Here is a 24,560-nt window from a genome sequence, read left to right as displayed (position 1 = left end):
TACAGAAGATTGTGTTGGGCGCCGGTTTTCGCGGCTTCGCTCCTATGATTGTGACAATGAACAATAAAGCCGCCCCACACTTGTGCAGCCGACCGGGGTCAAGGTCGCGGCCAACTGGCAGCATGGGCGCCATAAGAACCGGAGATAGCCCATGAAAATCATCATCGCCCCCGACTCCTTCAAGGACAGCCTGAGTGCCTCTGGCGTGGCCAGCGCCATCGCCGACGGGCTGGCGCGGGTGTGGCCGGACGCGCAGCTGATCCAGCGTCCGATGGCGGACGGCGGCGAGGGCACCGTGGAGTCGATCCTCGATGCCTGCGAGGGCCAGTTGCGCACCACCCGGGTCCAGGGGCCGCTGGGGGCACCGGTGGACGCGCGCTGGGGCTGGCTGCCGCAGAGCCAGACCGCGATCATCGAAATGGCCGAGGCCAGCGGCTTGCAACTGGTGCCGCCGGGCCAGCGCGATGCCTGCACCAGCAGCACCATCGGCACCGGCGAGTTGATCCGCGCGGCCCTGGATGCCGGCGCGCGGCGGGTGATCCTGGCCATCGGCGGCAGCGCCACCAACGACGCCGGCAGCGGTGCCTTGCAGGCGCTGGGCGTGCGCCTGCTGGATGGCGATGGCCAGGCCTTGCCGCTGGGAGGCCTGGCCCTGGCGCGGGTGGCGCGGGTCGATCTGAGTAACCTCGACCCACGGCTGGCCGAGGTGCGTTTCGAGATCGCCGCCGACGTCAACAATCCTCTCTGTGGCCCTCACGGCGCCTCGGCGATTTTCGGTCCGCAAAAGGGCGCGTCGCCGCAGCAGGTCGAACAGCTGGACCGCGCCCTCGGCCAGTTCGCCGACCAGGCCGCGCGGGTGCTGGGCAAGGACGTGCGCGACGAGCCGGGCAGCGGTGCCGCCGGTGGCCTGGGGTTCGCCGCCAAGGCCTTCCTCGGCGCGCGGTTTCGTCCGGGGGTGGAAGTGGTGGCGGAGCTGGTGGGGCTGGCCGAGGCCGTGCAGGGCGCGGACCTGGTGATTACCGGCGAAGGTCGCTTCGACGCCCAGACCCTGCGCGGCAAGACCCCCTTTGGCGTGGCGCGCATCGCCAAGCAGCACAATGTGCCGGTGATCGTGATCGCCGGGACCCTGGGCGAAGGCTACGAGCAGATGTATGAGCACGGCGTGGATGCGGCCTTTGCCCTGGCCGCCGGCCCCATGACCCTGGAGCAGGCCTGCGCGGAGGCACCGCGCTTGCTGCGGGACAGGGCGGCGGACATCGCCCGGGTCTGGCGCCTGGCGGCGCGCCAGGGCTGACGCCATCGCGGGCAATCGAGCGTCGACCGGCCGCTCCTACAGGATTGTGTCCTCCCCATTTCGCGGATCGACACAGGCTTCTGTAGGAGCGAGGCTTGCCCGCGATCAGCTCTACCTGACACCCCGCGCCGTCAGGGATCGCCCACAGAACTTCAGTAAACCCCACCACCCGAGGTAGGCGCCGCCACTTCCTTGTACTGCCCCAGCAATCCCTGCAGCCCCTTCATCAGCACTGTGGTGTCCACCCCCACCGCGACGAAGTTCGCCCCCAGTTCGATATAGCGCTGCGCCAATGTGCGGTCGGCACTGAGGATTCCGGCCGCCTTGCCGGCCTTGCGGATCCGTGCGATGGCGTCCTCGATCGCCGCGACCACCTCGGGATGCCCCGGGTTGCCGCGATGGCCCATGGCCGCCGAGAGGTCGGCCGGGCCGATAAACACACCATCGACCCCGTCCAGGGCGGCGATGGCATCCAGGTTGGCCAGGCCTTCGAGGTTCTCGATCTGCAGCAGCAGGCACATCTGCTCATCGGCCTGGTCCAGGTAGCTGGGGATGCTGTTCCAGCGCGAGGCCCGGGCCAGGGCGCTGCCGACGCCACGGATACCCGCCGGCGGATAACGCATGGCGCGCACCAGCTGCCGGGCCTGCTCGACGCTTTCGACCATGGGGATCAGCAGGGTCTGGGCGCCGATATCCAGCAGTTGCTTGATCAGCGCGGTGTCGCCCACCGGCGGGCGGATGATGCCTTGCACCGGGTAGGGCGCGATGGCCTGCAACTGGCCGAGCAGGCTGTTGAGGTCGTTGGGCGCGTGTTCGCCGTCCAGCAGCAGCCAGTCGAAACCGGCGTTGGCCGCCAGCTCCGCGCAATAGGCATTGGCCAGGCCCAGCCACAGGCCGATCTGCGGCGCGTCTTGCCGCAGGCGTTGCTTGAAATGGTTGATCGGCAGTTGCATGAGCGTGCTCCTCAGACAAAACGGCAGGCGATGCTGCCGAGCTGGTCGTAGTCGACGTGGAAGGTATCGCCGGGGCGGGCGGCCACCGGGCGGGTGAAGGAGCCGCCGAGGATGATCTGCCCGGCTTCCAGGCCGACGTCGTAGGCCGCCAGCTTGTTGGCCAGCCAGGCCACGCCTTTGGCCGGGTGGTTGAGCACCGCGGCGGATACCCCGGATTCCTCGATCACCCCATTGCGGTACAGCACCGCCGGCACCTTGCGCAGGTCGATATCGCCAGGGCGCACCGCGCGGCCGCCCATGACCACCCCGGCGTTGGCGGCGTTATCGGAGATGGTGTCGAACACCTTGCGCGTGGCCTGGGTCCGCGGGTCGACCTGCTGGATGCGCGCGTCGATGATCTCCAGGGCCGGGATTACCCACTCGGTGGCGTCGAGCACATCGAACAGCGTGCAGTTCGGGCCCTTGAGCGGCTTGCCGAGGATGAACGCCAGCTCCACCTCGACCCGCGGCACGATAAAGCGCTGGAAGGGAATGTCGCTGCCTTCCTCGAACAGCATGTCGTCCAGCAGGGCGCCGAAGTCCGGCTCGCTGATGTTCGACGACACCTGCATGGCCCGCGAGGTCAGGCCGATCTTGTGCCCGACCAGCTTGCGCCCGGCGCGGATCTTGTGTTCCACCCAACTGCGCTGGATGGCGTAGGCGTCCTCGATGGTTATCTCGGGAAACTCCAGCGACAGCTGGGGGATCTGTTCCCGGTTGCGTTCGGCGGCGTCGAGGCGGGCGGCGGCCTGCTGGATATCCGAAGTGCTGAGCATGGTTACTTCTCCTGGGGATTGACGATAAGGGCCGGCACCCGCAGCACCAGCCAGGCGCCGCCGGCGATCAGCAGGGCCAGGGCATAGAGGGCGAGGCTGGCGCTCTGGGTGGCGTCGCGGACCACGCCGATCAGGTAGGGCGCGAGGAAGGCGGCGATGCTGCCGAAGGAGCTGATCAGGGCGATCCCCGCGGCCTGGGTGTTGCTGGCGAGAAAGGCCGGCGGCAGTTGCCAGAACATTGGCAGCGCGGCGCTGGCGCCCATGCCGGCCACCAGCAGCCCGGCCATCACCAGCCAGGCATTGTCCGGGGCCAGGCCGGCGACGATCAGGCCGACGCTGGACATCAGCAGCGGCACGCTCAGGTGCCAGCGCCGTTCGCGCAGGCGGTCGGAAGAACGGCCGACGCCGATCATGAACAGGCAGCCGGCCAGGTACGGCAGGGCGCTGAGCAGGCCGACGCGGCTGTCGCGGGCGATGCCGGCGTGATGGATCAGGGTCGGCATCCAGAAGGCAATGGTGTTGACCGCCAGCATCACCGCGAAATAGATGCACACCAGCAACCAGATGTGTTTGTCCTGGAGGATGCCGGCGAAGCGGGTGATCGGCTTGTGCTGTTCTTCCTGGCTCAGGGCCGCGTGCAGTTGCTGCTTTTGTTGGTCGCTCAGCCAGCCGACGCTGTCGATGCTTTCCGGCAGCGCCTTGAGCACCACCAGGCCAAGCAGGACCACCGGCAGGCCTTCGATCAGGAACATCCATTGCCAGCCGCGCATCCCGCCCAGGTCGTGGAAACTCTCGAGAATCCAGCCCGACAGCGGCCCGCCGATCACCCCGGCCATGGGCACGGCGATGGCGAACAGCGCGGTCACCTGACCCCGGCGGCTGGCCGGGAACCAGCGATTGAGCAGCACCAGGATGCCGGGGAAAAAACCGGCCTCGGCCACCCCCAGCAGAAAGCGCAACAGGTAGAAGCCGGCGGCGCTGTCCACCAGCAGCATGGCGCTGGACAGCAGGCCCCAGACCACCATCAGGCTGGCGATCCAGCGGCGCGGCCCGACCCGGTCCAGGGCCAGGTTGCTGGGCACGCCGAACAGCGCGTAGGCGATGAAGAACAGGCCGGCGCCAAAACCGTAGACGCTGTCGCTGAAGCCCAGGTCCTGGGTCATCTGCAGCTTGGCGAAGCCGATATTGATGCGGTCCAGGTGGGCGAAGATGTAGCAGGTGAACAGCAGGGGCATCAGCCGCCAGGTGATCCGCCGATAGGTGTCGGACGTCTCCGCGGCGCTGGGCAGGGCAAGGGTCGAGCTGGACATGGGCGGGTCTCTTTTATTGTTCTTGTCGATAGGGCTCGGACCTGTAGCCGCTGCCGCAGGCTGCGATAAGCCCCGAAGGGGCTTCCAGCAATCTCAAGAGCACGACTGCTTCGTCGGAAGTGCCGCCCAAGCCGATCGCAGCCTGCGGCAGCGGCTACAGGTCACAGGTCACGCTTGGCGCTTGAGAAACTCATGCACGTTGTTGTGCTTGAAGTTCAGCTCGGCATCCAATTCGCTCATCTCGAACGACAGCGCCAGCAGGCGCTGGGCCTGGAGCTCGGCGAAGTGCGCCTTGATGATCTCGAACAAACCCTCGGCGACCTTGCGTCTGGTCGCCAGGTCGCGCCCGGCGCCGACTTGCAGGCGCATATGGACGAAGGCGTAGTCGTGCTTGCCGTCGGCCATGCGCCAGGTGTCCAGGCGCACGCCGCGGCTGCGGATGCCGCCGAGCGGGAACACGCCGCTGGCTCCGAGGTAGTCGTGGACCTTCTCGAACAGGCACGGCAGGTCGGCGGCCTGCTCGATGTTGTCGGTGTATTCGGCGATGAAGTGCGGCATGGGGCCTCCTTTGGAGGCAGCTGCAAGCCGCAAGCTGCAAGCGGCAAGAGGGTTCTCTTGTGGCTTGTAGCTTGCCGCTTGCCGCTGCTTCATATCTCAAAAATGGCGTTGATCTGGCCGGTGCCGGAGCTGCCGAAAGGCGCGGTGACAATCTCCGCCGGCCGGTTGTATTCGGGGCCGCCGAGCAGGCCCAGGAGCATGGCGGTGTCGTGCATCCGGCCTTCGCCGAAGCAGTGTTCGGCGTAGTCCGGGAGCATCGAGCAGAACTCGCGGAAGCGCCCCTGTTGCCACAGTTCGACCACTCGCAGGTCCACCTGCTTGTCGAATTCGCGGGTCCAGTTATGGATGTTGGCTTCGGCCTCGCGGTCGTCGGAGAAGCGGTGCGACAGCGAGCCGGAGGCCAGCACCAGGACCTTGCGGTCGCTCTTTTCGATGGCCCGGCGCACCGCGGCGCCGAAGGTGAAGCTGTCTTCGAGCTTGTGCCAGGCACACCAGGCGGCGATGGAAATCACTTGGAAATGCTGCTCCGGCGGTACGTCCATGTGCATGTAGCGCATCGGCACCAGGGTGCCGTATTCCAGCTCCAGGCTGGGGATGTTGTGGGCGAGGGTGCGCACATCGGCGGCATTGGCTTCGGCGGCAATCAGCTCGCCCAGCACCGGGCAGCCGCTGTAGTCGTAGTCCATGTTCTTGATGAAGTGCGGCAGTTCGTTGCTGGTGTAGGTGCCCTTGAAGTGCTCGCCGCAGTTGATGTGGTAACCGCTGTTGACCAGCCAGTGCACGTCGAACACCACCGCGGTGTCGGCCCCCCGTTCGCGGGCGCGGCGGGCGATTTCCTTGTGCCCGGCGATCGCTGCTTCGCGACAGCCGTGGTGCTTGCCCGGCAGTTCGGACAGGTACATCGATGGAACGTGGCAGACCTTGGCGGCCATGACGACTTCGCCCATGGTGCTTCTCCTGAAACATCTTATTGTTCGACCTTGTAGCCGCTGCCGAAGGCTGCGATCGACTGCGTAGCAGTCGTAACCGGGACACCTCGATCGACTGTGAACAAGGCGCCGGATCGCGGCGCGCGGCCACGGCTACAGCGGATTTTTCAACCTTACACGCCCCAGCGCGGGATGTGGTGGCTGCCCATGGAGATACAGATGTTCTTGATCTCGGCAAACACCTCGAAGCTGTACTCGCCGCCTTCGCGGCCGGTGCCGGAGCCCTTGACCCCGCCGAACGGCTGGCGCAGGTCGCGCACGTTCTGGCTGTTGATGAACACCATGCCGGCCTCGATGCCACGGGCCAGGCGATGGGCCTTGCCGATGTCCTGGGTCCAGATGTAAGAGGCCAGCCCGTACTCGGTGTCGTTGGCCAGTTGCAGGGCCTCGGCCTCGTCCTTGAACGGGATCAGGCAGACCACCGGGCCGAAGATCTCTTCCTGGGCGATGCGCATCTTGTTGTTCACATCGGCGAACACGGTCGGCTGGATGAACTGGCCACGGGCGAGGTGTGCCGGCAGGTTGGCCGGACGCTCCAGGCCACCGGCGAGCAGGGTGGCGCCTTCCTCGATGCCGATGCGGATATAGCCGGTGACCTTGTCGTAGTGGGCCTGGGTGATCATTGAGCCGACCTGGGTCTTGGGATCGGTCGGATCACCGACGATCAGCCGCTTGGCGCGGGCGGCGAACTCGGCGACGAACTGCGGGTAGACGCTTTCCTGGATGAAGATCCGGCTGCCGGCGGTGCAGCGTTCGCCGTTGAGCGAGAAGATGGTGAACAGCGCGGCGTCCAGGGCGCGCTGCAGGTCGGCGTCTTCGAAGATCAGCACCGGCGACTTGCCGCCCAGCTCCATGGAGTACTTTTTCAACCCGGCGGTCTGCATGATCTTCTTGCCGGTGGCGGTGCCGCCGGTGAAGGAAATCGCCCGCACGTCCGGGTGGCGTACCAGGGCATCGCCGGCGGTGGCGCCGTAGCCCTGGACGATGTTCAGCACACCATTGGGAATGCCGGCTTCGACCGCCAGGCGCCCCAGTTCGTTGGCGGTCAGCGGCGACAGCTCGGACATCTTCAGCACCGCCGTGTTGCCCAGCGCCAGGCACGGCGCGGTCTTCCAGGTGGCGGTCATGAACGGCACGTTCCACGGCGACACGAGGGCGCAGACGCCGACCGGCTGGTACAGGGTGTAGTTGAGCATCTGGTCGTCCACCGGATAGCTGTGGCCATCCATGCGGGTGCAGACCTCGGCGAAGAAGTCGAAGTTGTGCGAGGCGCGGGGGATCAGGACGTTTTTGGTCTGGTGGATCGGCAGGCCGGTGTCGAGGGTTTCCAGCTCCGCCAGGTGCGGCACGTTCTGGTCGATCAGCTCGCCCAGCTTGCGCATCAGCCGTGCCCGTTCTTTCGCCGGAGTATTGGCCCATTTCGGAAAGGCATCCTTGGCGGCCGCGACCGCCTGGGCGATTTCCCCGGCACCGCCGCTGGCGACTTCACCGATGGCTTCGCCAGTGGCCGGGTTGTAGTTGACGAAAGTGTCTTGGCTTTCGACCTCGCGGCCGTTGATCCAGTGTTTGATCATTTATGCGTGCTCCTTGGCCGCCAGTTGCGTGTCGTGTTGTGCCTTGATCCTGAAGAACTCCGCCTCGCTGACGATGCGGTTGACCAGCCGGCCGACGCCTTCGACTTCCACCACCACCTCATCGCCGGGCACCACGTCGGACAGGCCTTCGGGGGTGCCGGTGGCGATCATGTCGCCGGGTTGCAGGGTCATGAAGCTGGACAGGTATTCGATCAGGTAGGGGATGTCGAAGATCATGTCGGCGGTAGTGCCTTCCTGGCGCAGCTCGCCGTTGACCCAGGTGCGCAGCTTCAGCCGGTTCGGCTCGGGCACGTCGGCGACGTCGACTATCCATGGCCCGACCGGGGTGGTGGCGTCGCGGTTTTTCACCCGCAGGTTGGGCCGGTAGTAGTTTTCCAGGTAGTCGCGGATCGCGTAGTCGTTGCAAACCGTGTAGCCGGCCAGGTAGTCCAGGGCATCCTCGCGCTTGACGTTGCGCGCGGTCTTGCCGATCACCGCCACCAGTTCGCACTCGTAGTGCATGTAGGCGACGTTGTCCGGGCGCCAGGTGACCTGGTTGTGGCCGGTGTAGGTGCCGGGGGACTTGATGAACACCAGCGGCTCGGTCGGCGGCTTGAAGGCCAGTTCGGCGGCGTGGTCGGCGTAGTTCAGGCCCAGGGCGAACATGCTGCCGGTGGCCGGGGGCAGCCACTCGACCTGATCCTCGGCGAGCACACGGCCATCGGCCAGTTTCACGCTGTTGGGCGCGTTGACCAGCACGTCGTGGACCTGGCCTTGATAACGGATGCGGGCGTGTTTCATGGCGGCTCCTTATTCGGCGGCTGCTTCGGCGGTTTTTTCGGCAACAACGTGATTGGCGAGACGGCCCAGGCCGCTGATCTCCACTTCGATGCGGTCGCCCGGCTTGACGTCGACCCGACCTTCGGGGGTGCCGGTGATCAGCACGTCGCCCTCGTGCAGGGTCATGAACTCGCTGATTTCGGCGATCAGCTGGGGAATGCCGCGCACCAGGTTGGCGGTGCTGTTGCGTTGCAGCAGTTCGCCGTTGACCCACAGCTTCAGTTCCAGCTCATGGGGATCGCGCACCTGGGCCGCCGGCACCAGTTCCGGGCCGAAGGAACAGAAGCCGTCGCGGCACTTGGCCTTGACGGCGGGGCGGTAGTAGCTGTCTTCCGGCAGGCTGAATTCATTGACGATGGTGTAGCCGGCCACATGCTGCAGGGCGTTTTCCACGCTGACCCGGCTTGTGCGCTTGCCGATCACCACGCCCAGCGCCGGGCCCGGTTGCAGGCGCTCGACACCCTGCGGATAGATCACGGCGCCGCCGTGGACGTTGCGGGTGTTGGGGGTCTTGATGAACAGCACCGGCTTGACCGGTGGCTTCTGGTAGGGCGGCTGGGTGAAGGATTCCAGGTGGCTGCGCAACAGGCCCTGATAGTTCAGCGCGACGCCGAACAGGGTGCCGGTGGCGACTTCATGCAGTGCACGGCTCATTGTGGTTTTCTCCTGAGCATCGCGGAAGACGAGGTGATTTCGTTAATGTGTTAACGTTATATTTAATATGTTAACGATCGTCAAGCGCCGACCCTGACCCGTTTGCCGAGTACTGGTGAACAGGCCGCGAATCACGCAGGATGTGGGCGCTTGCCGCGGGTAAAAATAAAAAAGCGCTGCGGCGAAATAAAAAGCGCCGCGAGCGAAAAAAAGAGACACGCCACCATGAGCGATCGCCAGCCGATCCCCAACATCAACATCGGCCAGGTCTACGACCAGCGTTACGCCGATTCGCAGGTGCATTACGACAAGCTGAGCAACCTGGCCGGGTTCTTCGGCCGCAACATGCCGGTGCACCGCCACGACCGGTTTTTCCAGGTGCACTATGTGAAAAGCGGCGCGGTGCGGGTTTACCTCGACGACCAGCAGTACCTGGAATCGGGGCCGATGTTTTTCCTCACGCCACCAACCATTGCCCATTCCTTCGTCACCGAGGCCGACAGCGAAGGCCACGTGCTGACCGTGCGCCAGCAACTGGTGTGGGAGCTGATCGAAGCCGACAGCCGTCTGGCCAGCGGCCCCCAGGTGGCACCGGCCTGCGTGGCCCTGGCGCGCCTGGACCCGGGATTCGCCGGCGAGGCGCGGCGCCTGGCGTTGCTGTTCGATGAGTTGCAGGAGGAAGTCACCGGGCAGGGCGCCGGGCATGCGCCGGCGCTGGAAGCCCTGACCCGCTTGATCCTGATCAGCCTGCTCAGGCTCTCGGCCAATTCCCTCAAGGCGCGCCCGGCCCGTCACGAAGACCTGCAGATCTTCCATCGCTTCAACGAACTGATCGAAGCCCAGTACCTGGAGCATTGGCCGCTGTCGCGCTATGCCGGGCAGATCGGCGTCACCGAGGCGCGCCTCAACGATGTCTGCCGGCGCATCGCCGACCTGCCGTCGAAACGCCTGGTGTACGAGCGGCTGATGCAGGAGTCCAAGCGCCTGCTGCTGTTCACCGCCAGCTCGGTGAACGAAATCTGCTACCAGCTGGGGTTCAAGGACCCGGCGTATTTCAGCCGGTTTTTCCAGCGCTACGCGAAGATGACGCCGGGGGAATACCGGACGCGCCAGGGCGCGGCGAAGCCCTGGTCCTGAAGGCAAAAAAACTGGGAGGGCAGGGGCGCTGCATGGGACAATCGGCGCTTTTGCCCGACAAGGAAAGTCCTATGTTGCAGCGCACCCTGATGGTCCTTTTGCTGACGGCCAGCGCCGCCCAGGCGCTGGCGCAGAACGCCGCGGAAAAGGTGCCCTTGCTACGCCAGACCAAGGAATGGATCACCGGCTGCGATAACCTGCGCAGCTGCCACGCCCTGAGCGCGCCCAACGGCGAACACGGCGTGCAGTACAGCAGCCTGACCCTGCACATCCAGCGTCGCGCCGGCGCCGACGGCCCGCTGGAGATACGCCTGGACCAGCGCGGGGAGCCTGCTGAGCTGTCGGCCTTGCGCCTCGACGGCCAGGCGCTGGAGCCGCAACTGCTGGACGCCCTGGTGCTGTTGCCGGAGAAGAAGGGCGCGCAGACCCAGGTCACCCGTTATGAAATCGTCGACCCGACCCGGGCCCGCCAGTGGCTGGAACGCCTGCGCAATGCCGAGGAACTGAAGCTGGCGGGAGACGACGAGGCCCGGATGCCGTTGTCCGGTCTGTCGGCGGCGCTGCTGCTGATGGACTCGGTGCAGGGCCGGGTCGATGGCGTGACGGCGCTGTGGCGGCCAGGCCGGCGTCCGGCCAGCGAGGTGCCGGCGCGGCCGCTGCCGGCCCAGCTGCGGGCTTATCCGGGGGCGCCCGAACTGACGGAGGCGGAACGCACGCGGATCTCGGCGGCCGCCGTGACGCTCGCCACGCCGGGTACGCCCAACGACGATGAAGACTATGTGGCCGAGCCCCAGGTCGAGGTCTATCCGCTGACCGCGCAACGGGCGTTGACGGTGGTGCTGAGCGACTGCGCGGCCTACAACTGCGACTACCTGATCAGCAGCTGGTCGCGCAGCAATCCGCCGAAGCTCGAGGCGCTGCGCCGGCAAGCCTTGCCCATGAACAACATGGACGGCTCGGGTGGCGCCCACTACGAGCCCAAGACCGGAGTGCTGACCACCTTCTATCTGGCCCGCGGCATCGGCGACTGCGGTGAAAGCGGGCGCTGGCTGTTCGACGGCGAAAGCTTCCAGCTCAGCGATTACCGGCAGATGCCGACTTGCAACGGCCTGCCTTCCGAAGACTGGCCGCGGCTGTGGAACATCGCACCGCCGGCCAACCGCTGAGGCGTTTCAGGCCAGGCCTGGATGGCGGCGCTCGAACTTCTGTTCCAGCACGGTCTTGCCCCATTGCGCCGCCGGCTGTTCCTCCACCAGCTGGAAGCCGAAGGCTTCATACAGATGCCGGGCGGCGTCCAGGCCGCTGAAGGTCCACAGGTAGCAGGAGGTTGCCCCCACCCGGTCGCAATGCTCCAGCGCCGTCTTGAGCAGCAGGCGACCGGTGCCGGTGCCACGGGCCGCCTCGTCGAGGATAAACCAGCGCAGATGGGCACTCTTGTCGGCCTGCTTGTGGTCCGGGGCGCCGCCGAGATCGATGGCGATCGAACCGACGATCTGCTCGTCCAGCACCGCCAGCCAGATGCCGTTATCCGGGTGGTCCAGGCGCTCGCTGAACTCCGCCAGACCGGCCGCGACGCGCTGTTCAAAGAACTGCCCGAAACCCACCAGGCGTGAGTAGTAGTGTGCATGCAGCTCGGTGATGCGGCCGATCATGCCCGGCCGATAGCCACGCTGCACGCTAGGGATTGCCGCGGTGATCTGCGCCTGGCCCAGGCGGCAAGCCTGCAGCGCCTGGCCATAACTGCGCAGTCCGGCGACCACCTGGCTTTGCTCGCGCGGCGCAAGCAAGCGCAGCGCCTGTTGCACCTGGGCGCTGCCAAAGGCATGGATGGCGGCGACCTGTTCGCGTCCGCTGGCGGTCAGGCCCAGCAGCTTTTCCCGGGCATCGGTGGGGCTGGGGCTTTCCTGGATATCGCCGCGTTCGATGAGCTTGGCCAGCAGGCGGCTGACCGAGGACTTCTCCAGGTTCAGGCTCTTGCCCAGCTGGGCGGCGGTGAGCGGGGCGTACAGATCGAGTTCGATCAGCGCATGCACCGCCGAAGGCGCAAGGTCGGAGCCGGCCAGGGTAGCGCCCATGAAGCCCAGCTCGCGCACCAGTTTGCGCGATTCGTTACGGACCTGATCCACCAGCGGCGACGGGGAGGACATGGCGAGGCTCCATATATGGTTGCTCGATACAACTATATGTTCAGGCTGCGGCAAAATCCATAGGGACGCGGGCTTCTGGGTCAACACCGATCAGTCGAGTGCAGGTGATCCCCTGTAGGAGCAGCCGGTCGACGCTCGATTGCTCGCGATGATCGTTAACGATAACGCGTACCGACTGGCTAAACGCGGCGCTCTCAAGTCCATCGCGAGCAAGCTTCGCTCCTACAAGTGGCCGTCTTTCAGCCAATGGCCAGCGTGGATGCCTGTTCCTCCAGGCGAGCGGGAACCTGAATGCTCAGCGGCGCCTTACCCAGCACCAGGTCGGCGGCCTTTTCGCCGATCATGATCGCCGCCGCGTTGGTATTGCCGGTGGTCAGGCTCGGCATGATCGATGCGTCGGCCACCCGCAGGCCCTGTACGCCGTGGACCCGCAGTTGGTCGTCGACCACCGCCTGTTCGTCGTGGCCCATCTTGCAGGTGCCGACCGGGTGGAACACGGTGCCCAGGCTGTCGCGAATCCATTGCTCGATCTGCGCCTGGCTCTCGATGTGCGGGCCGGGCACCAGCTCGCCCTTGAGCCGCCGGGCGAAGGCCTGGCTCGCCGCCAGCTGGCGCACCAGGCGCACGCCCGCCACCAGCTTGCGCAGGTCCTCCGGGTGGCTGAGGAAGTTGCTGTCGATGATGGGCTTGTCATGGGGATCGGCGGAATTGAGCCGGACCTGGCCACGGCTTTGCGGGTGCATCACGGCGATGTGCAGGCTGACGCCATGGCCCAGCGGCACCAGGCGCTGGGGCTGGTTCTTCAGCGCCGGGGCGACGATCAGGCCCAGTTCCGGCGCGGCGTCCTCGGCCTGCAGGCGCAGGAAAGCGCCGGACTCCACGGTATTGGAAGTCAGCGGACCGCTGCGCCGGCTCAGGTACTGCCAGGGCGAGCGCGCCAGGGGCAGCAGGCCCTTGGCCGACACGCCGTAGGTCAGCTCGCTGTCGCAGCGGTACATCAGCACCACGTCCTGATGGTCCTGCAGGTTGTGGCCAACCCCCGGCAGTTCATGGCGCTGGGCGATGCCATGGCGCTCCAGCTCGGCGGCCGGGCCGATGCCGGAGAGCAGCAGCACCTGCGGCGAGTTGATCGCCCCGGCGCTGAGGATCACTTCGCGCCGGGCCTGGAGCTGGAACACCGCGCCGTCCTGGCTGACCTCGACGCCGCAGGCGCGGTTGCCGTCCAGCAGCACGCGGTGGGTCAGGGTCGAGCTCAGGACGCTGAGGTTGGGCCGCGGCAGCGCCGGGTGCAGGAAGGCCCGCGCGGCGCTGCAACGTTCGCCGTTGATCTGGGTGACATGGAAGGGGCCGTAGCCTTCCTGCTCCTCGCCGTTGAAGTCCGGGTTGTAGCGCCAGCCCAGTTCCTGGGCGGCCTGGTAGAACACCTCATTGATCGGGCTCGGGCTGCGTTGCGCGGCGACGTTGAGTTCGCCGCCTTGCCCATGCCAGGGCGAGGCGCCGGGCTCGAAGTGCTCCGAGCGCAGGAAGTACGGCAGCAGTTCGTCGTAGCTCCAGCCCTGGTTGCCGGCCGCGGCCCAGCGGTCGTAGTCGCTGCGGTGGCCGCGGATGTAGATCATGCCGTTGATCGCGCTGGAGCCGCCCCAGAGCCGGCCGCGGGGGCAGGGGATCGGACGGTCGCCGCTGGCGGCCTGGGCGCTGAACTGGTGCATCCAGTTCCACCTCGGGTTGGCGATCAGCCGGATGATGCCCGCCGGGGTGCGCACATAGGCGCCGGGGAACAGGCTGCGGTCGCTGGGGCCGGCTTCGATCAGGCAGACGCTGAGCTGCGGATCGGCGGACAGCCGGTTGGCCAGCACGCAACCGGCCGAGCCGGCCCCGACCACGATGTAGTCGAACGAACGCGGGGCAGAGTCAGTCATGGGAGATACCTCGTTGGCAGTGAGAAGCAGGTTCACAACCCCAGCGCCGCGCCGACGTCGTACATGACTTGCAGGCCGACGACAAAACCGTTGCCGCTGAGCTCGCGGGCCTCGGGGTTGTAGAAATTGTCCGGGTTGATCAGGTACTGCACGCTGGGCTCGAGGGCCAGGTGCCGGGTCAGGGCGAAGTGGCCGTTGGCCTCGATGGCGTAGACATTGCGTTCGCCCAGGCTGGGGTCGCCGCCGTTGGCGATCCGCGCCTGTTGCTGGAAGCGCAGTTGGTGGTCGTTGAGGCGCAGGTAGCTGGCCTTGAGGTTGAGCTTGTCCTGGGGCCGGTCGAAGGGCGCCAGGTAAGTCAGGCCGATTTCGGCGAAGTGGCTGAAGGGCTGCTTGTCGTCGGCGGCCAGGGACAGCGAACCGAACGCCAGCAGGGCCTGGGGCGCGGTGCCCTGGCCGCCGTCGGCCCGCCAGAAACCTTGCTGGAACTTGAAGAAGGCGCCGCCGGTGCCGTGCTCGCTGGCGCCGGTCAGCGGGTCGTACTGCCTGGAGGTGTTGTAGTAGCCGTTGAGTTCGTAGTGGGCGCTATAGGCGCCGTCGTGCTTGCTGCCGATGCCCAGCAGCAGGCTGGTGCCGCTGGCGTCGTCGGTGCTGAAGTCCAGGCCCTTGCGTTTTTTCAGGTAGTCCACCGGGTTCGATTCGAAGGCGCCGGCATGCACATACAAGCCCGGCGTCGGCTGGTACTTCAGGTAGCCGCCCCAGCTGCCGTAGGGCGGCGGCAGGATGCCGGTGGACGAATCGATGATCGGGTCGTTGCAGGTGACCACGGTTTCGCAGTTGTAGATATAGAAGTAGCGCCGGGCGTTGGTGCGCCCCAGGCTCATGTCGACTTGGCCGTCGAGCCAGGTCTGCTGGTAGGTCAGCAGGCTCAGCTGGTTGCTGGTGATGTCGTTGTGGATCGGCGCGCCGGCGAAATAGCTGCCGGCGGCGCCTTGCCAGTTGCGCGAGGTCGGCTGGCCGGTGGCGGTGTCGAGGATGAAGAAGGTTTCCTCGAAATGAACGGCCGCGCCTTCGAGGCCGGCAAGGGTATCGAGGTCGAAGTCGGCGCCGACGAACAGGTCGCCACTGTTGCCGAAGCTGTGTTCGCGCGGACCGGTGTCGAGGTTGTTCATCGACAGGCTCCAGAACTGCACATGGGGGCGGATACCGTAGCCGGCCAGTTGCTCGCCGAGCCCGGCCAGCGGGCCTTCGCGGCTGGGTGCCGGAGTCCCGGCCTGGCACAAAGGGGTGAACAGGACAGCCGCCAGCAGCGGGCACAGCAGGGGAGTGCTTTTCATGGTCGGTACTCGTTTCTTGTTGTTTTTGTAATGAGTTGTTCAGGTCTGTAGCCGCTGCCGCAGGCTGCGATCGGACGCGCAGCGTTCGCCAACGGGTTACCAGGAGGCTGCCGATGGTGCTGGCGAGGACTGCGTCCTCGATCGCAGCCTGCGGCAGCGGCTACAGGGTCACGCCTTGGCCAGTTCGGGGTTGGGGTTGACCAGCACCTTGATCTGGCTCTTGTCCCGCAGCAGGGCTTCGAAGCCATGCTCCACGGCCTGGTCCAGGGTCACGCAGCGGGTCACGGCGCGGGTCAGGTCCAGGCGGCCGCTGGCCAGCAGTTCGATCAGCGGCGGGTAGGCGTTGCGATAACCCACGCTGCCGAGCAGGCGCAGTTCGTTATTGACCAGGTGGAAGGCATCGACGCTGACCTCGCCCATCAGCCCCACCAGCACCACCTCGCCGCCCTTGCGCAGGGCATGCAGGGCCAGGCTCAGGGTCTGCTGGCTGCCGGCGGCCTCGAAGGCGGTGTCGACGCCACCGCCGCTCAGTTCGTGCAGGCGTTGCGACAGGTCGGCGGCGTGGCCATCGAGCACTTCCTGGGCGCCGAAGTCGCGGGCCAGTCGCCGGCGTTCCGGGCTGATGTCCACGGCGAAGATCCGCTCCACGCCGCGCAGCCGCGCCAACAGGATCAGCAGCAGGCCGATGGGGCCGAGGCCGAACACCACGCAGCTGTCGCCGGCCAGCAGGCTGCTCTGGTTCAGCGCGTGAAAGGCCACCGCCGCCGGCTCCAGCACCGCGGCCTGCTTGAAGCTCACCGAGTCCGGCAGCGGGTGCAGCATGTAGGCCGGCACCAGCACCTGTTCGGCGAAACCGCCGTCGCCCATCAGGCCAATGAAACCCATGGACTGGCAGAGGTTGTACTGGCCGGCGCGGCAGTACTGGCAATCGCCGCAGCGATACTCCGGTTCCACCGCCACCCGGCTGCCGATCCGCACCCGGTCGACGCCCGCGCCCACCGCCAGCACCTGGCCGCAGAATTCGTGGCCGAGGGTCAGCGGCGCGCGGCAACCGGACAGCGGGTGGGGCTCTTGCTGGGGAATCGAGTGCGGGCCGTCGGCGTATTCGTGCAGGTCGCTGCCGCAGATACCGCAGTAGGCCACCTGGACCAGCACCTCGCCCGGGCCGGGCTGTGGCAGTTGCAGATCGCTCAGGCGCAAGTCGCGGGCGGCATGCCAACGCAATGCTTTCATGGCTGGTTTCCTTGCAGGGCGGAAGACAGGGAAGGTTCGGCGCGGCGCCCGCGCGCGAGGACCGCCGGCGCGGTTTCCTTGAGGAACAGCGCCAGCAGCGCGGCCAGCAGGGCGCCACCACAGGAGATCCACATGACGATGGACAGGCCGAAACGGTCGGCGGCGAAGCCGGCGATGGTCGGCGAGACGAAGCCGCCCACCAGCTCGCCGATGCCCATGATCATGCCCAGGGCGGTGGCCATGACTTCCCGGGGCACGGTTTCCGCCGGGATGGTCGCCATGAACAGGGTGAAGCAGCCAAGGCCGGTGTAGGTCAGCAGCATCAGCACGCCCATCAGCAGCGGGCTGTTGGCGTAGAGCAGGGCGATCGGGCAGCAGGCGGCGATCAGCGAGAACAGCACCAGGGTCGGGCGCCGGCCGAAGCGGTCGGAAATCGCCGCCACGCCGAAGCCCCACAGCACCCAGGCGCCGCCCAGGCAACTCATCACCGTGCCCATGCTCGCCGGGCTGTAGCCGCGGACCTTGACCAGGAAGGTCGGGGTGAAGGAGATGAGGATCACGAACCAGGTGAGGAACACGCAACTGATCAAGGTGCAGAGCACGATGTTGCGGCTTTTCAGCAGGGCCAGGCGATTGACCGGTGCTTTGTCGTTGTCGCTGGTGGTTGCTGGTGCTGGCGCGTCGTTGCGCACGTAGCGCCAGATCAGCAGGGCGATCAGCAATCCGGGGATCAGCGAGACGATAAAGGCATGGCGCCAGCCGTAGGCCTCGGCCAGGCCGATCAGCACCGGCGGGCCGATCACCGCGCCCAGCAGCCCGGCCGCCGAGCCTTGCAGCAGGCCCATGTTCAGGCCCCGGCGATGGGGCGAGGAGGCCTCCACCATCAGCGATTGCGAGAGCGGCAGGATCGGCCCTTCGGCCAGGCCCATGATGCCGCGGAACAGCAGCAGGCTGAGAAAGCCGGTGACCAGCCCCGACAGCGCCGAGCACAGGGAAAACAGGATTACCGCGACGATCAGCAGCGGCTTGCGCTTGCCACGCCGGTCCGACCAGGCCCCGACCAGCGCGCCGGACACCGCCCAGGCCAGGGCCAGGACCGACGACAGCATGCCCAGGTGGCTGTTGCTCAGTTGCAGCTCGTCGGCCATGAACGGAAACAGGAAGGCCAGGGCCAGGCGATCGAAAAAGACGAAACCGAACGTCAGGAACAGCACGCCCAGCAGGATGTTCTCGTAACCGGCTTTATTGTTGTTGTAAGCCATGGTCGTTCTCCGCGGGAGGGACAGGTGAAAGTCGCGAGCTCAGCGAAACAGCGTGTCGATATAGGCCGCGCCGAGGCCGATCTTTTCGTAGTGCGCGCGGCACATGGCGATATAGGAGTGCACGTCGAAATAACCCTCCGGCTCGCCCTGTTCGTCGAGCCAGATCAGCGGGCCCTTGACGATGAAAAACGCGCGCATCGGTTGCTCGTGCTCGTAGGCCACCAGGGTGTGGCCTTCGCCCGGGGTCTCGTAGACGAAGTCGCCGGCGGTGGCGGTCCAGTCGTGCTCCAGGTAGCCCCACTTGCCGGACAGGGTGTAGGCGAACACTTCGTGGGGGTGGTAATGCCGGTTCACCAGCCCGGCGCTGCTGGCCATGAGGATGTCGCACCAGCGGTTCTCGCTCGGCGAGATCCACAGCGGCCGCGAGGACACGGTTTCGGTGAAGGGCACATAAAGTTTCAGGTCGTCGCTGGCGGCATTGGCCAGGTAGACCTCGGGCTTGGCGTCCGGCTTGAAGCAATTGGCGATCGGTTGCAGGTCTTTCCAGAATTCACGGCTGGCGGCTTCGGGCATGGTCGGCCTCTATTCGTTGTGGGAGTCGAGGCGACTTTAGGCGCGGCGCGCAGGCGGGGTTTTATCGAATCGGACAGGATTGTTGACTGGATCGGACGAGCGTTTTCCTACAGGTTTCAGGGACGCCGTTTACCCTGGCAATCGACTTGTGCCCACTGCGTTTCACGTTGACAGGGCATAAGCTTCATATATTAATGAACGGCCGCGACCGGTGTGTTCCACGGCCTCGGGATCCGGTCACTGCCTTGCCGACCGGCGAATTTTCTGCCCATGAGAAGAATAAAAATGTCTCCATGCGCCTTGCTCGAAACCCGGCATGCCTGCACCCAGGACATCGCCCTGGATCAGCGGCTGGCCTTCTGGGAGGACTACAACGCCTCCACCCTGGTCGGCCTCAAATGCAGCTCCTTTTGTGAAAGCGGTTTTGCCGCCAGCCAGGACAACCTGCAGCTGGAGGGCATGCGCCTGGCGCAGATCGAGGGCAACGAGCACGTGGTCGAGCGTGACAACTCGATGATCCGCTCGGTGCCCAAGGAATCGGTGTTCGTGTCCTTCGTCACCGGCAGCGGCTCGTTTTTCTATCAGGACGGTGCCTGTCAGTTGCTCGAACCGGGCGAGCTGATCGTCTACCGCACCGACAAACCCTATCTGTTCGGGTTCTCCGGGCCGATGCGCCAGTTCATTTTCGACATTCCCCAGGAGCTGTTCGCCGAGCGCTGCCTCAAGCGTTTCGACCGTCCGCTGAAGATTGGTGGGCAAAGCGGCGTGCAGCGCCTGTTGCTGCGCACCCTGGGCGAACGCACCCGCGGCTTTTTCCAGCAGCCCCTGAGCCAGGACGCCGGCGGTTATCAGGACCAGGCGCTGGAGTTGCTGGGCAGCCTGATCGCCGGGCAGGTGGGCGAGCGGCGGATCAATGCGCTGAGCGCCTCCTACCTGCTGGCGGCCAAGCAGTGCATCAACGAACAGTTGGCCGACCCGGAGCTGAGCTGCGAGCGGGTGGCCGCGCAAACCGGCATTTCGCCGCGACACCTGAGCCGGCTGTTCGCCCTGGAAGGCACCCAGCCCAGCCGCTTTATCCTGGAAAAACGCCTGCAGCAGGCCCATGACCTGCTGGGCAGCCCGCGGGGAACAGGCCTGGATATCGGCGAAATCGCCTACCGCCACGGCTTCACCAGCCAGGCCCACTTCGCCCGGGCGTTCAAGGCCCATTACGGCCAGACCCCAAGCGAAGTGCGCGCCTCCCTGTAGCCGCTGCCGCAGGCTGCGATCGGCCTGGGCGGCACACCGACGAAGCGGGCGCATGGTCTCAAGATCGCTGAAGGCCTTCGGCCTTATCGCAGCCTGCGGCAGCGGCTACAGGGTCAGTGGTCGTTGAGGAAGGTTTGCGCCAGATCGTCGATCAGTTGGCGCTGAAAGGCCTGGAACCCAGGATTGGGCTGCTGCATCTGCACGAATTCCAGCATCGGATCGGTCACCGCGGTCCTGACGCCGGCCAGTTCCTCGACCGTCGCCAGCCCGCAGAAGGGCACATAGGCCTCGGAATAACCACCTTCATGGACCAGTACCAGGCGCCCCTGGCACAGACGCTCGGCGGCTTCGCGCACCTGGCGGGTCATGGCGCGGAACGAGTCGCTGTGCAGCAGCATCCGCGCCAGCGGGTCGACCGCGTTGGCGTCATAGCCGCAGGCAACGATGATCAGCTCCGGCTCGAAGCGCTCCAGGGCTGGAATCACGATGCGTTGCAAGGCATGCAGGTAGGCATCGTGGCCGCTGCCGGGCAGCAGCGGGATATTGAGATTGGCCCCCAGCCCGGCACCGCGACCGCGGTCCTGCTCGCCGCTGTAGCCGGGCGGGAAGCAGCCGTCCTGGTGCAGGGAAATGGTCAGCACGTCGCCGCGCTCCTCGAAGATCGACTGGGTGCCATTGCCGTGGTGCACGTCCCAGTCGATCACCGCGACCTTGCCCAGGCCGCGCCTGGCCTTGGCCGCCTCGATGGCGATGGCGATATTGGCCAGGAAGCAGAAGCCCATGGCGCCGTCGGCCAGGCAATGGTGTCCCGGCGGGCGGGACAGGGAATAGGCGTTGTCGGCTTCGCCGCCGAGCACCGCATCCACCGCGGCCATGGCCAGGCCGGCGGAGAGTCGGGCGATCTCGTAGCTGCCCGGGCCGATCGGCGCTTGTGGGCCGAGTTCGCCGCCACCGGCCTCGCTCAGGGCCTTGAAGCGTTGCAGGTACTCGGTGCTGTGCACCCGCAGCAGGTCCTCTTCGCTGGCGGGCATGGCGCTGCGCACCTGCAACTGGCGGGTCAGGCCGGAGACGTCCAGCAGGCTTTTCAGGCGGCGCTTGGTTTCCGGCGATTCGGCGTGCCCGGCCGCAGCAGGCGGTTGCACCCAGCCGCCCACCGGCAGCGTCAGCGCATGTGGCCCTGCGCTGTGCCAGAGGCTGAGTTCATCGAAGAAAAACGCGGTTTTACGGGTCATGGGCATCTCCATCTATGGGGGAATCTGTAGCCGCTGCCGAAGGCTGCGATCTCCCGGGCGCCAGAGGTCTTTCGGACCTATCGCAGCCTTCGGCAGCGGCTACAGGGGTTCAGGGGTTCAGGGATTGCGCCGGCAGCCGAGGATCAGCGCCAGCGACAGCAGGGTCAGGCAGGCGCCGCCGATCAGCAGGGGCTGGAAGCCGCCGCTGCCTTCGATCAGCCGGCCGGCCAGCGCGGGGCCGATGGCCAGGCCGCCGCCGATTACCAGGTTGGAGGCGTTCATCAGCTTGCCGGACCGGTCGAGGTCGGCCAGGCAGGCGAGGATCAGCGGCAGGATGAAGGTCCAGGTGAACTTGAAGACCAGGGCGGCGAGGGCGAAGCGCGCCAGGGTCGGCGCCCCCAGCAGCAACAGCACCGAGCCGGCCATCAGGCCGTAGCCGAGCAGCAGCAACGGCAGGCGCGGCAGGCGATTGCCGATCAGCGAGGCGCAGCCGGCGCCGACGATGCCCATGACCGTGGCGACGGCCAGCAGCTCGCCGCTGGCTTGCGCGGAGATGCCGGCCTTGGCGCTGATCGAACCGATAAAGGTCCAGACCCCGCTGAGGCTGATATAGAAACCGAGGATGCCGAGAATGCCGCACAGCACCTTCCACTGCGCCACGGCGGCGGCCTGCTGCGCGGTTTTTTTGACCGGCGCGCCCTGGGGAAAGTAGCGCGCCAAGGGCAGGCACAGGCTCATCAGCAGCGCCAGCAGCAGGTAGCAGGCTGCCAGGCCGTAGTGCTCGAACAACCGCGGCAGAATGCCCAGGCCCAGCACCCCGACCACCAGCTGGCCCATGACCCACAGGCCATAGGTCCGGCTGGGGTTGGCGGTGGAGGCGGCGCTGGACAGGCAGATGATCATCAGCGAACCGCCGGCCAGAGCACTGCAGAAACGCAGGGCCAGCAGCGCGCCATAGCCCTGGGCCCAGATCGACAGCAGGTTGGCGACGATGAACAACGCCCCGGCCAGCAGCGCCGCGCGGCGCCAGTCGACGCGCTTGAGCCACCAGAAGGCGGGCAGGGTGGCCAGGCTCATGGCCCCCAGCTCGGTGGAGAACAGGTCGCCGATCTGCGACGGGCTCAGTTGCCATTGGCTGGCCAGTTGCGCGGCCACCGCCGGGGCGGTCATGAGGATGGTCGGGGTGATGGCGGCGAACAGCACGATGGCCGCCAGCAAGGCCAGGGGGGACGCGGTGTTCGGCTGGTCGCCGGTGAGCGCCTGGCTCTTGTCGATCATGGGAGTGGTCATGGTGGGGTAGCTCCGGGAAAAGCGCTTCAGAACACGTGGACCAGACGCAGCAAGGCGTCGGTGCCGTGGTAGCCATTGCGGGTGGCGACGTTTTGCGAGAGGCCGAACATCAGCTGGTTCTGCTTATCCAGCCAATGACCGACCTCGAAGCCGACCTGGGTGTAGCGCTTGTGGGTGTCGTCGATGCGCTGGTCGTTGATCCGCAGCTCGCCGCCGTCGGCGTGGATCAGGCGCAGGGCGCCGTAGGTGCTGGTGGTGAAGTCGTAGGAGGCGAAGGCTTGCAGGCGGTACAGCGGGTCCTGTTTCAGGTCGCTGCCGAAATAGTCGTCGTTCTTGGCATAGAGCTGGGCTTCGAGGTTGGCTTCCAGCACCCACTTCTCGCCGACGCCCTGGGTGTAGTTGTAAACGAAGGTCGCGCCCCAGCGGTTGGCGCCCGGCGAGACATCCGGATTGTCGCTGTGGTATTCGCCCACCGGCAGGGTGATCAGGGTCAGCAGGCCGCTGTAGGTACGGCTGGCCGGGTCGTTGATAAAGAACAGGGTGCCGCCGACCTGCGGGTCGCCGAAGCCGCTTTCGCCGGTGCGACGGGCGGCGCCGGGCAGGCGCGCGTCGATATCGGCGAAGGGCACGATGAATTGCGGGGTGCACAGGGTGCCGCAGATATCGCTGAAGAACACCTGGCGATAGGCCAGGGCGTTGACCTTCAGCTCGGCCTTGCCGGTGCTGTCGGCGGGGCCGTGGAAATCGTCGGCGCGAGTCGCCGGCAGGTACAGCACGCCGAGGCTGGTGCCCGGGGGGGCGCCGAAGAAGTCGCGGGCGTTGAGGTCGGCGGCGCTGGCGTTCAGGCTCAGCAGGGCGCCGGTGAAGGCCAGGGCGGTGCGGCGCGCAAGCGTTGTGGTCATGGGCGTAACCTCTCTTTTTTGAGTTGTTGTGCGGCGAAGCGCTCGCCGGTACGCGGCAGTGGCTGAAAAAAGGGCAAAAGCGTCCCGTGGCCGTCAAAACGACAGCGCGAAAGTCAGTGGTGGAAGCGAGGGTCTGTACGAAAAGTCGGCGAGCGAAGGTCAGGCAAGGCAAAAACAGGCGAGGAACGGCCGGGGTCGCGTTCGACTTTAGGGACCTAAATGAGCATTCCGAGCCTGTTTTTAACGCAGCATGACCTGCGTAGCGCCGAAGGCGCCCAGCGTGCAGCCACTTTTCGTACAGAGCCTGGTAAGCGTCAGTCGGGTGGGGCGTGCAGCAGATGGGCGATGCGGGTCTTGTCCTTGACGCCGAGCTTGTTGTAGATGGCGCGGATGTGATGGCGCACGGTGTTCGGCGACAGGCCCAGCTCGCGGGCGATTTCCTTGTAGGTCTTGCCTTCGCCGAAGCCCAGGGCCACGTCGTTCTCCCGTGGGCTCAGTTGGGTCAGCAGCGTGCGGCCGCGGGCGGCGAGCAGGAACAGGTCGCCCACCGGCGAGGCCTCGACTTGCAGGTGCCGGCCTTCATACCCGCCGTCGACCACGGGCCCGGGCAGGCAGGGGCCGCTCCAGTCCGGCCACTCGCCGAGCAGCAGGTCGACGAAGCCGCGTTCGGCGCAATGCAGGGTGCCACGCTGGTCGCACACCGCCAGCGCCAGGTTGCGCGGGCTGGTGAGGGTTTCGCGCATGGCCACCAGGGTGCGGATCTGGTTGGCCGACACCGCCGCCACCAGGTGCAGCATCAGGTTGTTCAGCAGCAGGCAGTCGTCGGCGTCGAAGCGCTTGGCGCCGGGGGCGCGGTACAGCGCCAGGTGGTCGCTGAGGTGAGTCTGCGGATCGATGTACACCACGCACAGCAGCTCGCCGATGCCGTAGGTTTTGCCCAGCCAGTTCAGGCCGGGACCGTTGGCCGGGTCGCCCATGTCGACGATCACCGCCTGGCCAGGGTGGGCATGGACCCGGCCGACAGTGACGTCGACGTGCTTGATCGACTGCCAGTCCGGCAGGTAGCTCGGGGGCAGGCGGTGGAGGTAGGAGCTGTGTTCTTCCGGCAGGCCGTCGATCAACGCGGCGCGGCCCCACCAGGCGCTGTCGAAGGGCAGCAACTGACCGATGCGGTTCAGCGCATGGCCATGGAAATGTTCGATGTCCTTGTGCTGCGCCAGGCGCTGCAACTCCAGGGTCAGCGAGCTGAAGGCTTGCAGCAGGTTGGCGTGACCATGTTCATGACGGCTCATGGGG

22 protein-coding genes are annotated in these 24,560 nt (G+C 66.3%); 4 read left to right on the top strand and 18 right to left on the bottom strand.

Annotated elements, in window-relative coordinates:
• Window positions 1-151 precede the first annotated feature (151 nt).
• Window positions 152-1,294, top strand: coding sequence for a glycerate kinase (locus tag DK261_RS22910; RefSeq protein WP_009049322.1), 1,143 nt, complete (start codon window positions 152-154; stop codon window positions 1,292-1,294).
• Between the two features lie 152 nt (window positions 1,295-1,446).
• Here the strand turns inward: DK261_RS22910 and hpaI are convergent, their stop codons facing one another.
• The 8 genes from hpaI to DK261_RS22870 all read right to left on the bottom strand — a co-directional run bounded on the left by hpaI (window position 1,447) and on the right by DK261_RS22870 (window position 8,987).
• Window positions 1,447-2,247 carry a 4-hydroxy-2-oxoheptanedioate aldolase gene (gene hpaI / locus DK261_RS22905; RefSeq protein ID WP_110176473.1) on the bottom strand — a complete coding sequence of 267 codons (801 nt, stop codon included), beginning with the start codon at window positions 2,245-2,247 and terminating at the stop codon, window positions 1,447-1,449.
• Between the two features lie 11 nt (window positions 2,248-2,258).
• A complete protein-coding gene (gene hpaH, locus DK261_RS22900; RefSeq protein ID WP_009049320.1) occupies window positions 2,259-3,062 on the bottom strand; it encodes a 2-oxo-hept-4-ene-1,7-dioate hydratase in 804 nt (267 codons plus the stop codon).
• A 2-nt stretch (window positions 3,063-3,064) separates the two neighbouring features.
• Complete coding sequence (locus DK261_RS22895; RefSeq protein ID WP_110176471.1) at window positions 3,065-4,372, bottom strand: MFS transporter; 1,308 nt, start codon at window positions 4,370-4,372, stop codon at window positions 3,065-3,067.
• A gap of 168 nt (window positions 4,373-4,540) precedes the next feature.
• Window positions 4,541-4,930 carry a 5-carboxymethyl-2-hydroxymuconate Delta-isomerase gene (locus tag DK261_RS22890; protein WP_110176469.1) on the bottom strand — a complete coding sequence of 130 codons (390 nt, stop codon included), beginning with the start codon at window positions 4,928-4,930 and terminating at the stop codon, window positions 4,541-4,543.
• A gap of 89 nt (window positions 4,931-5,019) precedes the next feature.
• The gene (gene hpaD / locus DK261_RS22885; RefSeq protein WP_103331548.1) at window positions 5,020-5,877 is read right to left on the bottom strand and encodes a 3,4-dihydroxyphenylacetate 2,3-dioxygenase; all 858 of its coding nucleotides are present in this window, start codon (window positions 5,875-5,877) and stop codon (window positions 5,020-5,022) included.
• A 155-nt stretch (window positions 5,878-6,032) separates the two neighbouring features.
• Window positions 6,033-7,493, bottom strand: a complete 1,461-nt coding sequence (gene hpaE, locus DK261_RS22880; protein ID WP_009049316.1) for a 5-carboxymethyl-2-hydroxymuconate semialdehyde dehydrogenase — start codon at window positions 7,491-7,493, stop codon at window positions 6,033-6,035.
• Window positions 7,494-8,294 carry a fumarylacetoacetate hydrolase family protein gene (locus DK261_RS22875; RefSeq protein ID WP_016702470.1) on the bottom strand — a complete coding sequence of 267 codons (801 nt, stop codon included), beginning with the start codon at window positions 8,292-8,294 and terminating at the stop codon, window positions 7,494-7,496.
• A 9-nt stretch (window positions 8,295-8,303) separates the two neighbouring features.
• Window positions 8,304-8,987, bottom strand: a complete 684-nt coding sequence (locus tag DK261_RS22870) for a fumarylacetoacetate hydrolase family protein (RefSeq protein ID WP_110176467.1) — start codon at window positions 8,985-8,987, stop codon at window positions 8,304-8,306.
• Window positions 8,988-9,212: 225 nt separating this feature from the next.
• Here DK261_RS22870 and hpaA point away from each other — a divergent pair, with 225 nt between their 5' ends.
• Both hpaA and DK261_RS22860 read left to right on the top strand, forming a co-directional pair.
• On the top strand, window positions 9,213-10,124 hold the full coding sequence (hpaA, locus tag DK261_RS22865) for a 4-hydroxyphenylacetate catabolism regulatory protein HpaA (protein WP_009049313.1): 912 nt from the start codon (window positions 9,213-9,215) through the stop codon (window positions 10,122-10,124).
• Between the two features lie 71 nt (window positions 10,125-10,195).
• Entirely contained in the window at window positions 10,196-11,290 is a 1,095-nt protein-coding gene (locus DK261_RS22860) for a DUF1176 domain-containing protein (RefSeq protein ID WP_110176465.1), read from the top strand.
• Between the two features lie 6 nt (window positions 11,291-11,296).
• On the opposite strand, the gene DK261_RS22855 is transcribed toward DK261_RS22860, so the two are convergent.
• The 6 genes from DK261_RS22855 to DK261_RS22825 form a co-directional block, all read right to left on the bottom strand.
• A complete protein-coding gene (locus DK261_RS22855) occupies window positions 11,297-12,271 on the bottom strand; it encodes a bifunctional helix-turn-helix transcriptional regulator/GNAT family N-acetyltransferase (RefSeq protein ID WP_110176463.1) in 975 nt (324 codons plus the stop codon).
• A gap of 239 nt (window positions 12,272-12,510) precedes the next feature.
• Window positions 12,511-14,190, bottom strand: a complete 1,680-nt coding sequence (locus tag DK261_RS22845) for a GMC family oxidoreductase (RefSeq protein ID WP_110176461.1) — start codon at window positions 14,188-14,190, stop codon at window positions 12,511-12,513.
• Window positions 14,191-14,222: 32 nt separating this feature from the next.
• Window positions 14,223-15,524, bottom strand: a complete 1,302-nt coding sequence (locus DK261_RS22840; protein WP_028682550.1) for a carbohydrate porin — start codon at window positions 15,522-15,524, stop codon at window positions 14,223-14,225.
• Between the two features lie 168 nt (window positions 15,525-15,692).
• Entirely contained in the window at window positions 15,693-16,757 is a 1,065-nt protein-coding gene (locus DK261_RS22835) for a 2,3-butanediol dehydrogenase (RefSeq protein ID WP_110176459.1), read from the bottom strand.
• Window positions 16,754-18,019, bottom strand: coding sequence for an MFS transporter (locus tag DK261_RS22830; RefSeq protein WP_110176457.1), 1,266 nt, complete (start codon window positions 18,017-18,019; stop codon window positions 16,754-16,756). The genes DK261_RS22835 and DK261_RS22830 overlap by 4 nt, the downstream gene beginning before the upstream one ends.
• A gap of 39 nt (window positions 18,020-18,058) precedes the next feature.
• Window positions 18,059-18,592: a 2,4'-dihydroxyacetophenone dioxygenase family protein gene (locus DK261_RS22825; protein WP_009049306.1), complete on the bottom strand. Its 534-nt coding sequence runs from the start codon at window positions 18,590-18,592 to the stop codon at window positions 18,059-18,061.
• 285 nt (window positions 18,593-18,877) lie between these two features.
• Between DK261_RS22825 and DK261_RS22820 the strand changes: the two genes are divergently transcribed.
• Window positions 18,878-19,840 carry an AraC family transcriptional regulator gene (locus tag DK261_RS22820; protein WP_009049305.1) on the top strand — a complete coding sequence of 321 codons (963 nt, stop codon included), beginning with the start codon at window positions 18,878-18,880 and terminating at the stop codon, window positions 19,838-19,840.
• Between the two features lie 113 nt (window positions 19,841-19,953).
• Here DK261_RS22820 and DK261_RS22815 read toward each other — a convergent pair whose 3' ends face one another.
• The 4 genes from DK261_RS22815 to DK261_RS22800 form a co-directional block, all read right to left on the bottom strand.
• A complete protein-coding gene (locus tag DK261_RS22815; RefSeq protein ID WP_009049304.1) occupies window positions 19,954-21,072 on the bottom strand; it encodes a class II histone deacetylase in 1,119 nt (372 codons plus the stop codon).
• 117 nt (window positions 21,073-21,189) lie between these two features.
• A complete protein-coding gene (locus DK261_RS22810) occupies window positions 21,190-22,350 on the bottom strand; it encodes an MFS transporter (RefSeq protein WP_038632803.1) in 1,161 nt (386 codons plus the stop codon).
• Window positions 22,351-22,388: 38 nt separating this feature from the next.
• A complete protein-coding gene (locus DK261_RS22805; RefSeq protein ID WP_038632800.1) occupies window positions 22,389-23,264 on the bottom strand; it encodes a transporter in 876 nt (291 codons plus the stop codon).
• A 314-nt stretch (window positions 23,265-23,578) separates the two neighbouring features.
• Window positions 23,579-24,556: a helix-turn-helix transcriptional regulator gene (locus DK261_RS22800; protein WP_110176455.1), complete on the bottom strand. Its 978-nt coding sequence runs from the start codon at window positions 24,554-24,556 to the stop codon at window positions 23,579-23,581.
• Window positions 24,557-24,560 lie beyond the last annotated feature (4 nt).

This window comes from Pseudomonas sp. RW409, assembly GCF_003184125.1.
In the GTDB taxonomy this organism is placed as follows: domain Bacteria; phylum Pseudomonadota; class Gammaproteobacteria; order Pseudomonadales; family Pseudomonadaceae; genus Aquipseudomonas; species Aquipseudomonas chlororaphis_I.
This window is presented reverse-complemented; position numbering and strand designations above follow the sequence as displayed.

Bases quoted from the DNA above. Each gene is read 5' to 3' on its own strand.
- DK261_RS22825 (WP_009049306.1), bottom strand. From the start codon at position 18,592: ATGCCCGAAGCCGCCAGCCGTGAATTCTGGAAAGACCTGCAACCGATC.
- DK261_RS22815 (WP_009049304.1), bottom strand. From the start codon at position 21,072: ATGACCCGTAAAACCGCGTTTTTCTTCGATGAACTCAGCCTCTGGCAC.
- hpaD (WP_103331548.1), bottom strand. From the start codon at position 5,877: ATGGGCGAAGTCGTCATGGCCGCCAAGGTCTGCCACGTTCCATCGATG.
- hpaI (WP_110176473.1), bottom strand. From the start codon at position 2,247: ATGCAACTGCCGATCAACCATTTCAAGCAACGCCTGCGGCAAGACGCG.
- DK261_RS22910 (WP_009049322.1), top strand. From the start codon at position 152: ATGAAAATCATCATCGCCCCCGACTCCTTCAAGGACAGCCTGAGTGCC.
- DK261_RS22840 (WP_028682550.1), bottom strand. From the start codon at position 15,524: ATGAAAAGCACTCCCCTGCTGTGCCCGCTGCTGGCGGCTGTCCTGTTC.
- DK261_RS22820 (WP_009049305.1), top strand. From the start codon at position 18,878: ATGTCTCCATGCGCCTTGCTCGAAACCCGGCATGCCTGCACCCAGGAC.
- DK261_RS22805 (WP_038632800.1), bottom strand. From the start codon at position 23,264: ATGACCACAACGCTTGCGCGCCGCACCGCCCTGGCCTTCACCGGCGCC.
- hpaA (WP_009049313.1), top strand. From the start codon at position 9,213: ATGAGCGATCGCCAGCCGATCCCCAACATCAACATCGGCCAGGTCTAC.
- DK261_RS22845 (WP_110176461.1), bottom strand. From the start codon at position 14,190: ATGACTGACTCTGCCCCGCGTTCGTTCGACTACATCGTGGTCGGGGCC.
- DK261_RS22810 (WP_038632803.1), bottom strand. From the start codon at position 22,350: ATGATCGACAAGAGCCAGGCGCTCACCGGCGACCAGCCGAACACCGCG.
- DK261_RS22860 (WP_110176465.1), top strand. From the start codon at position 10,196: ATGTTGCAGCGCACCCTGATGGTCCTTTTGCTGACGGCCAGCGCCGCC.
- DK261_RS22890 (WP_110176469.1), bottom strand. From the start codon at position 4,930: ATGCCGCACTTCATCGCCGAATACACCGACAACATCGAGCAGGCCGCC.
- hpaE (WP_009049316.1), bottom strand. From the start codon at position 7,493: ATGATCAAACACTGGATCAACGGCCGCGAGGTCGAAAGCCAAGACACT.
- DK261_RS22895 (WP_110176471.1), bottom strand. From the start codon at position 4,372: ATGTCCAGCTCGACCCTTGCCCTGCCCAGCGCCGCGGAGACGTCCGAC.
- DK261_RS22830 (WP_110176457.1), bottom strand. From the start codon at position 18,019: ATGGCTTACAACAACAATAAAGCCGGTTACGAGAACATCCTGCTGGGC.
- DK261_RS22800 (WP_110176455.1), bottom strand. From the start codon at position 24,556: ATGAGCCGTCATGAACATGGTCACGCCAACCTGCTGCAAGCCTTCAGC.
- DK261_RS22870 (WP_110176467.1), bottom strand. From the start codon at position 8,987: ATGAGCCGTGCACTGCATGAAGTCGCCACCGGCACCCTGTTCGGCGTC.
- DK261_RS22855 (WP_110176463.1), bottom strand. From the start codon at position 12,271: ATGTCCTCCCCGTCGCCGCTGGTGGATCAGGTCCGTAACGAATCGCGC.
- hpaH (WP_009049320.1), bottom strand. From the start codon at position 3,062: ATGCTCAGCACTTCGGATATCCAGCAGGCCGCCGCCCGCCTCGACGCC.
- DK261_RS22835 (WP_110176459.1), bottom strand. From the start codon at position 16,757: ATGAAAGCATTGCGTTGGCATGCCGCCCGCGACTTGCGCCTGAGCGAT.
- DK261_RS22875 (WP_016702470.1), bottom strand. From the start codon at position 8,294: ATGAAACACGCCCGCATCCGTTATCAAGGCCAGGTCCACGACGTGCTG.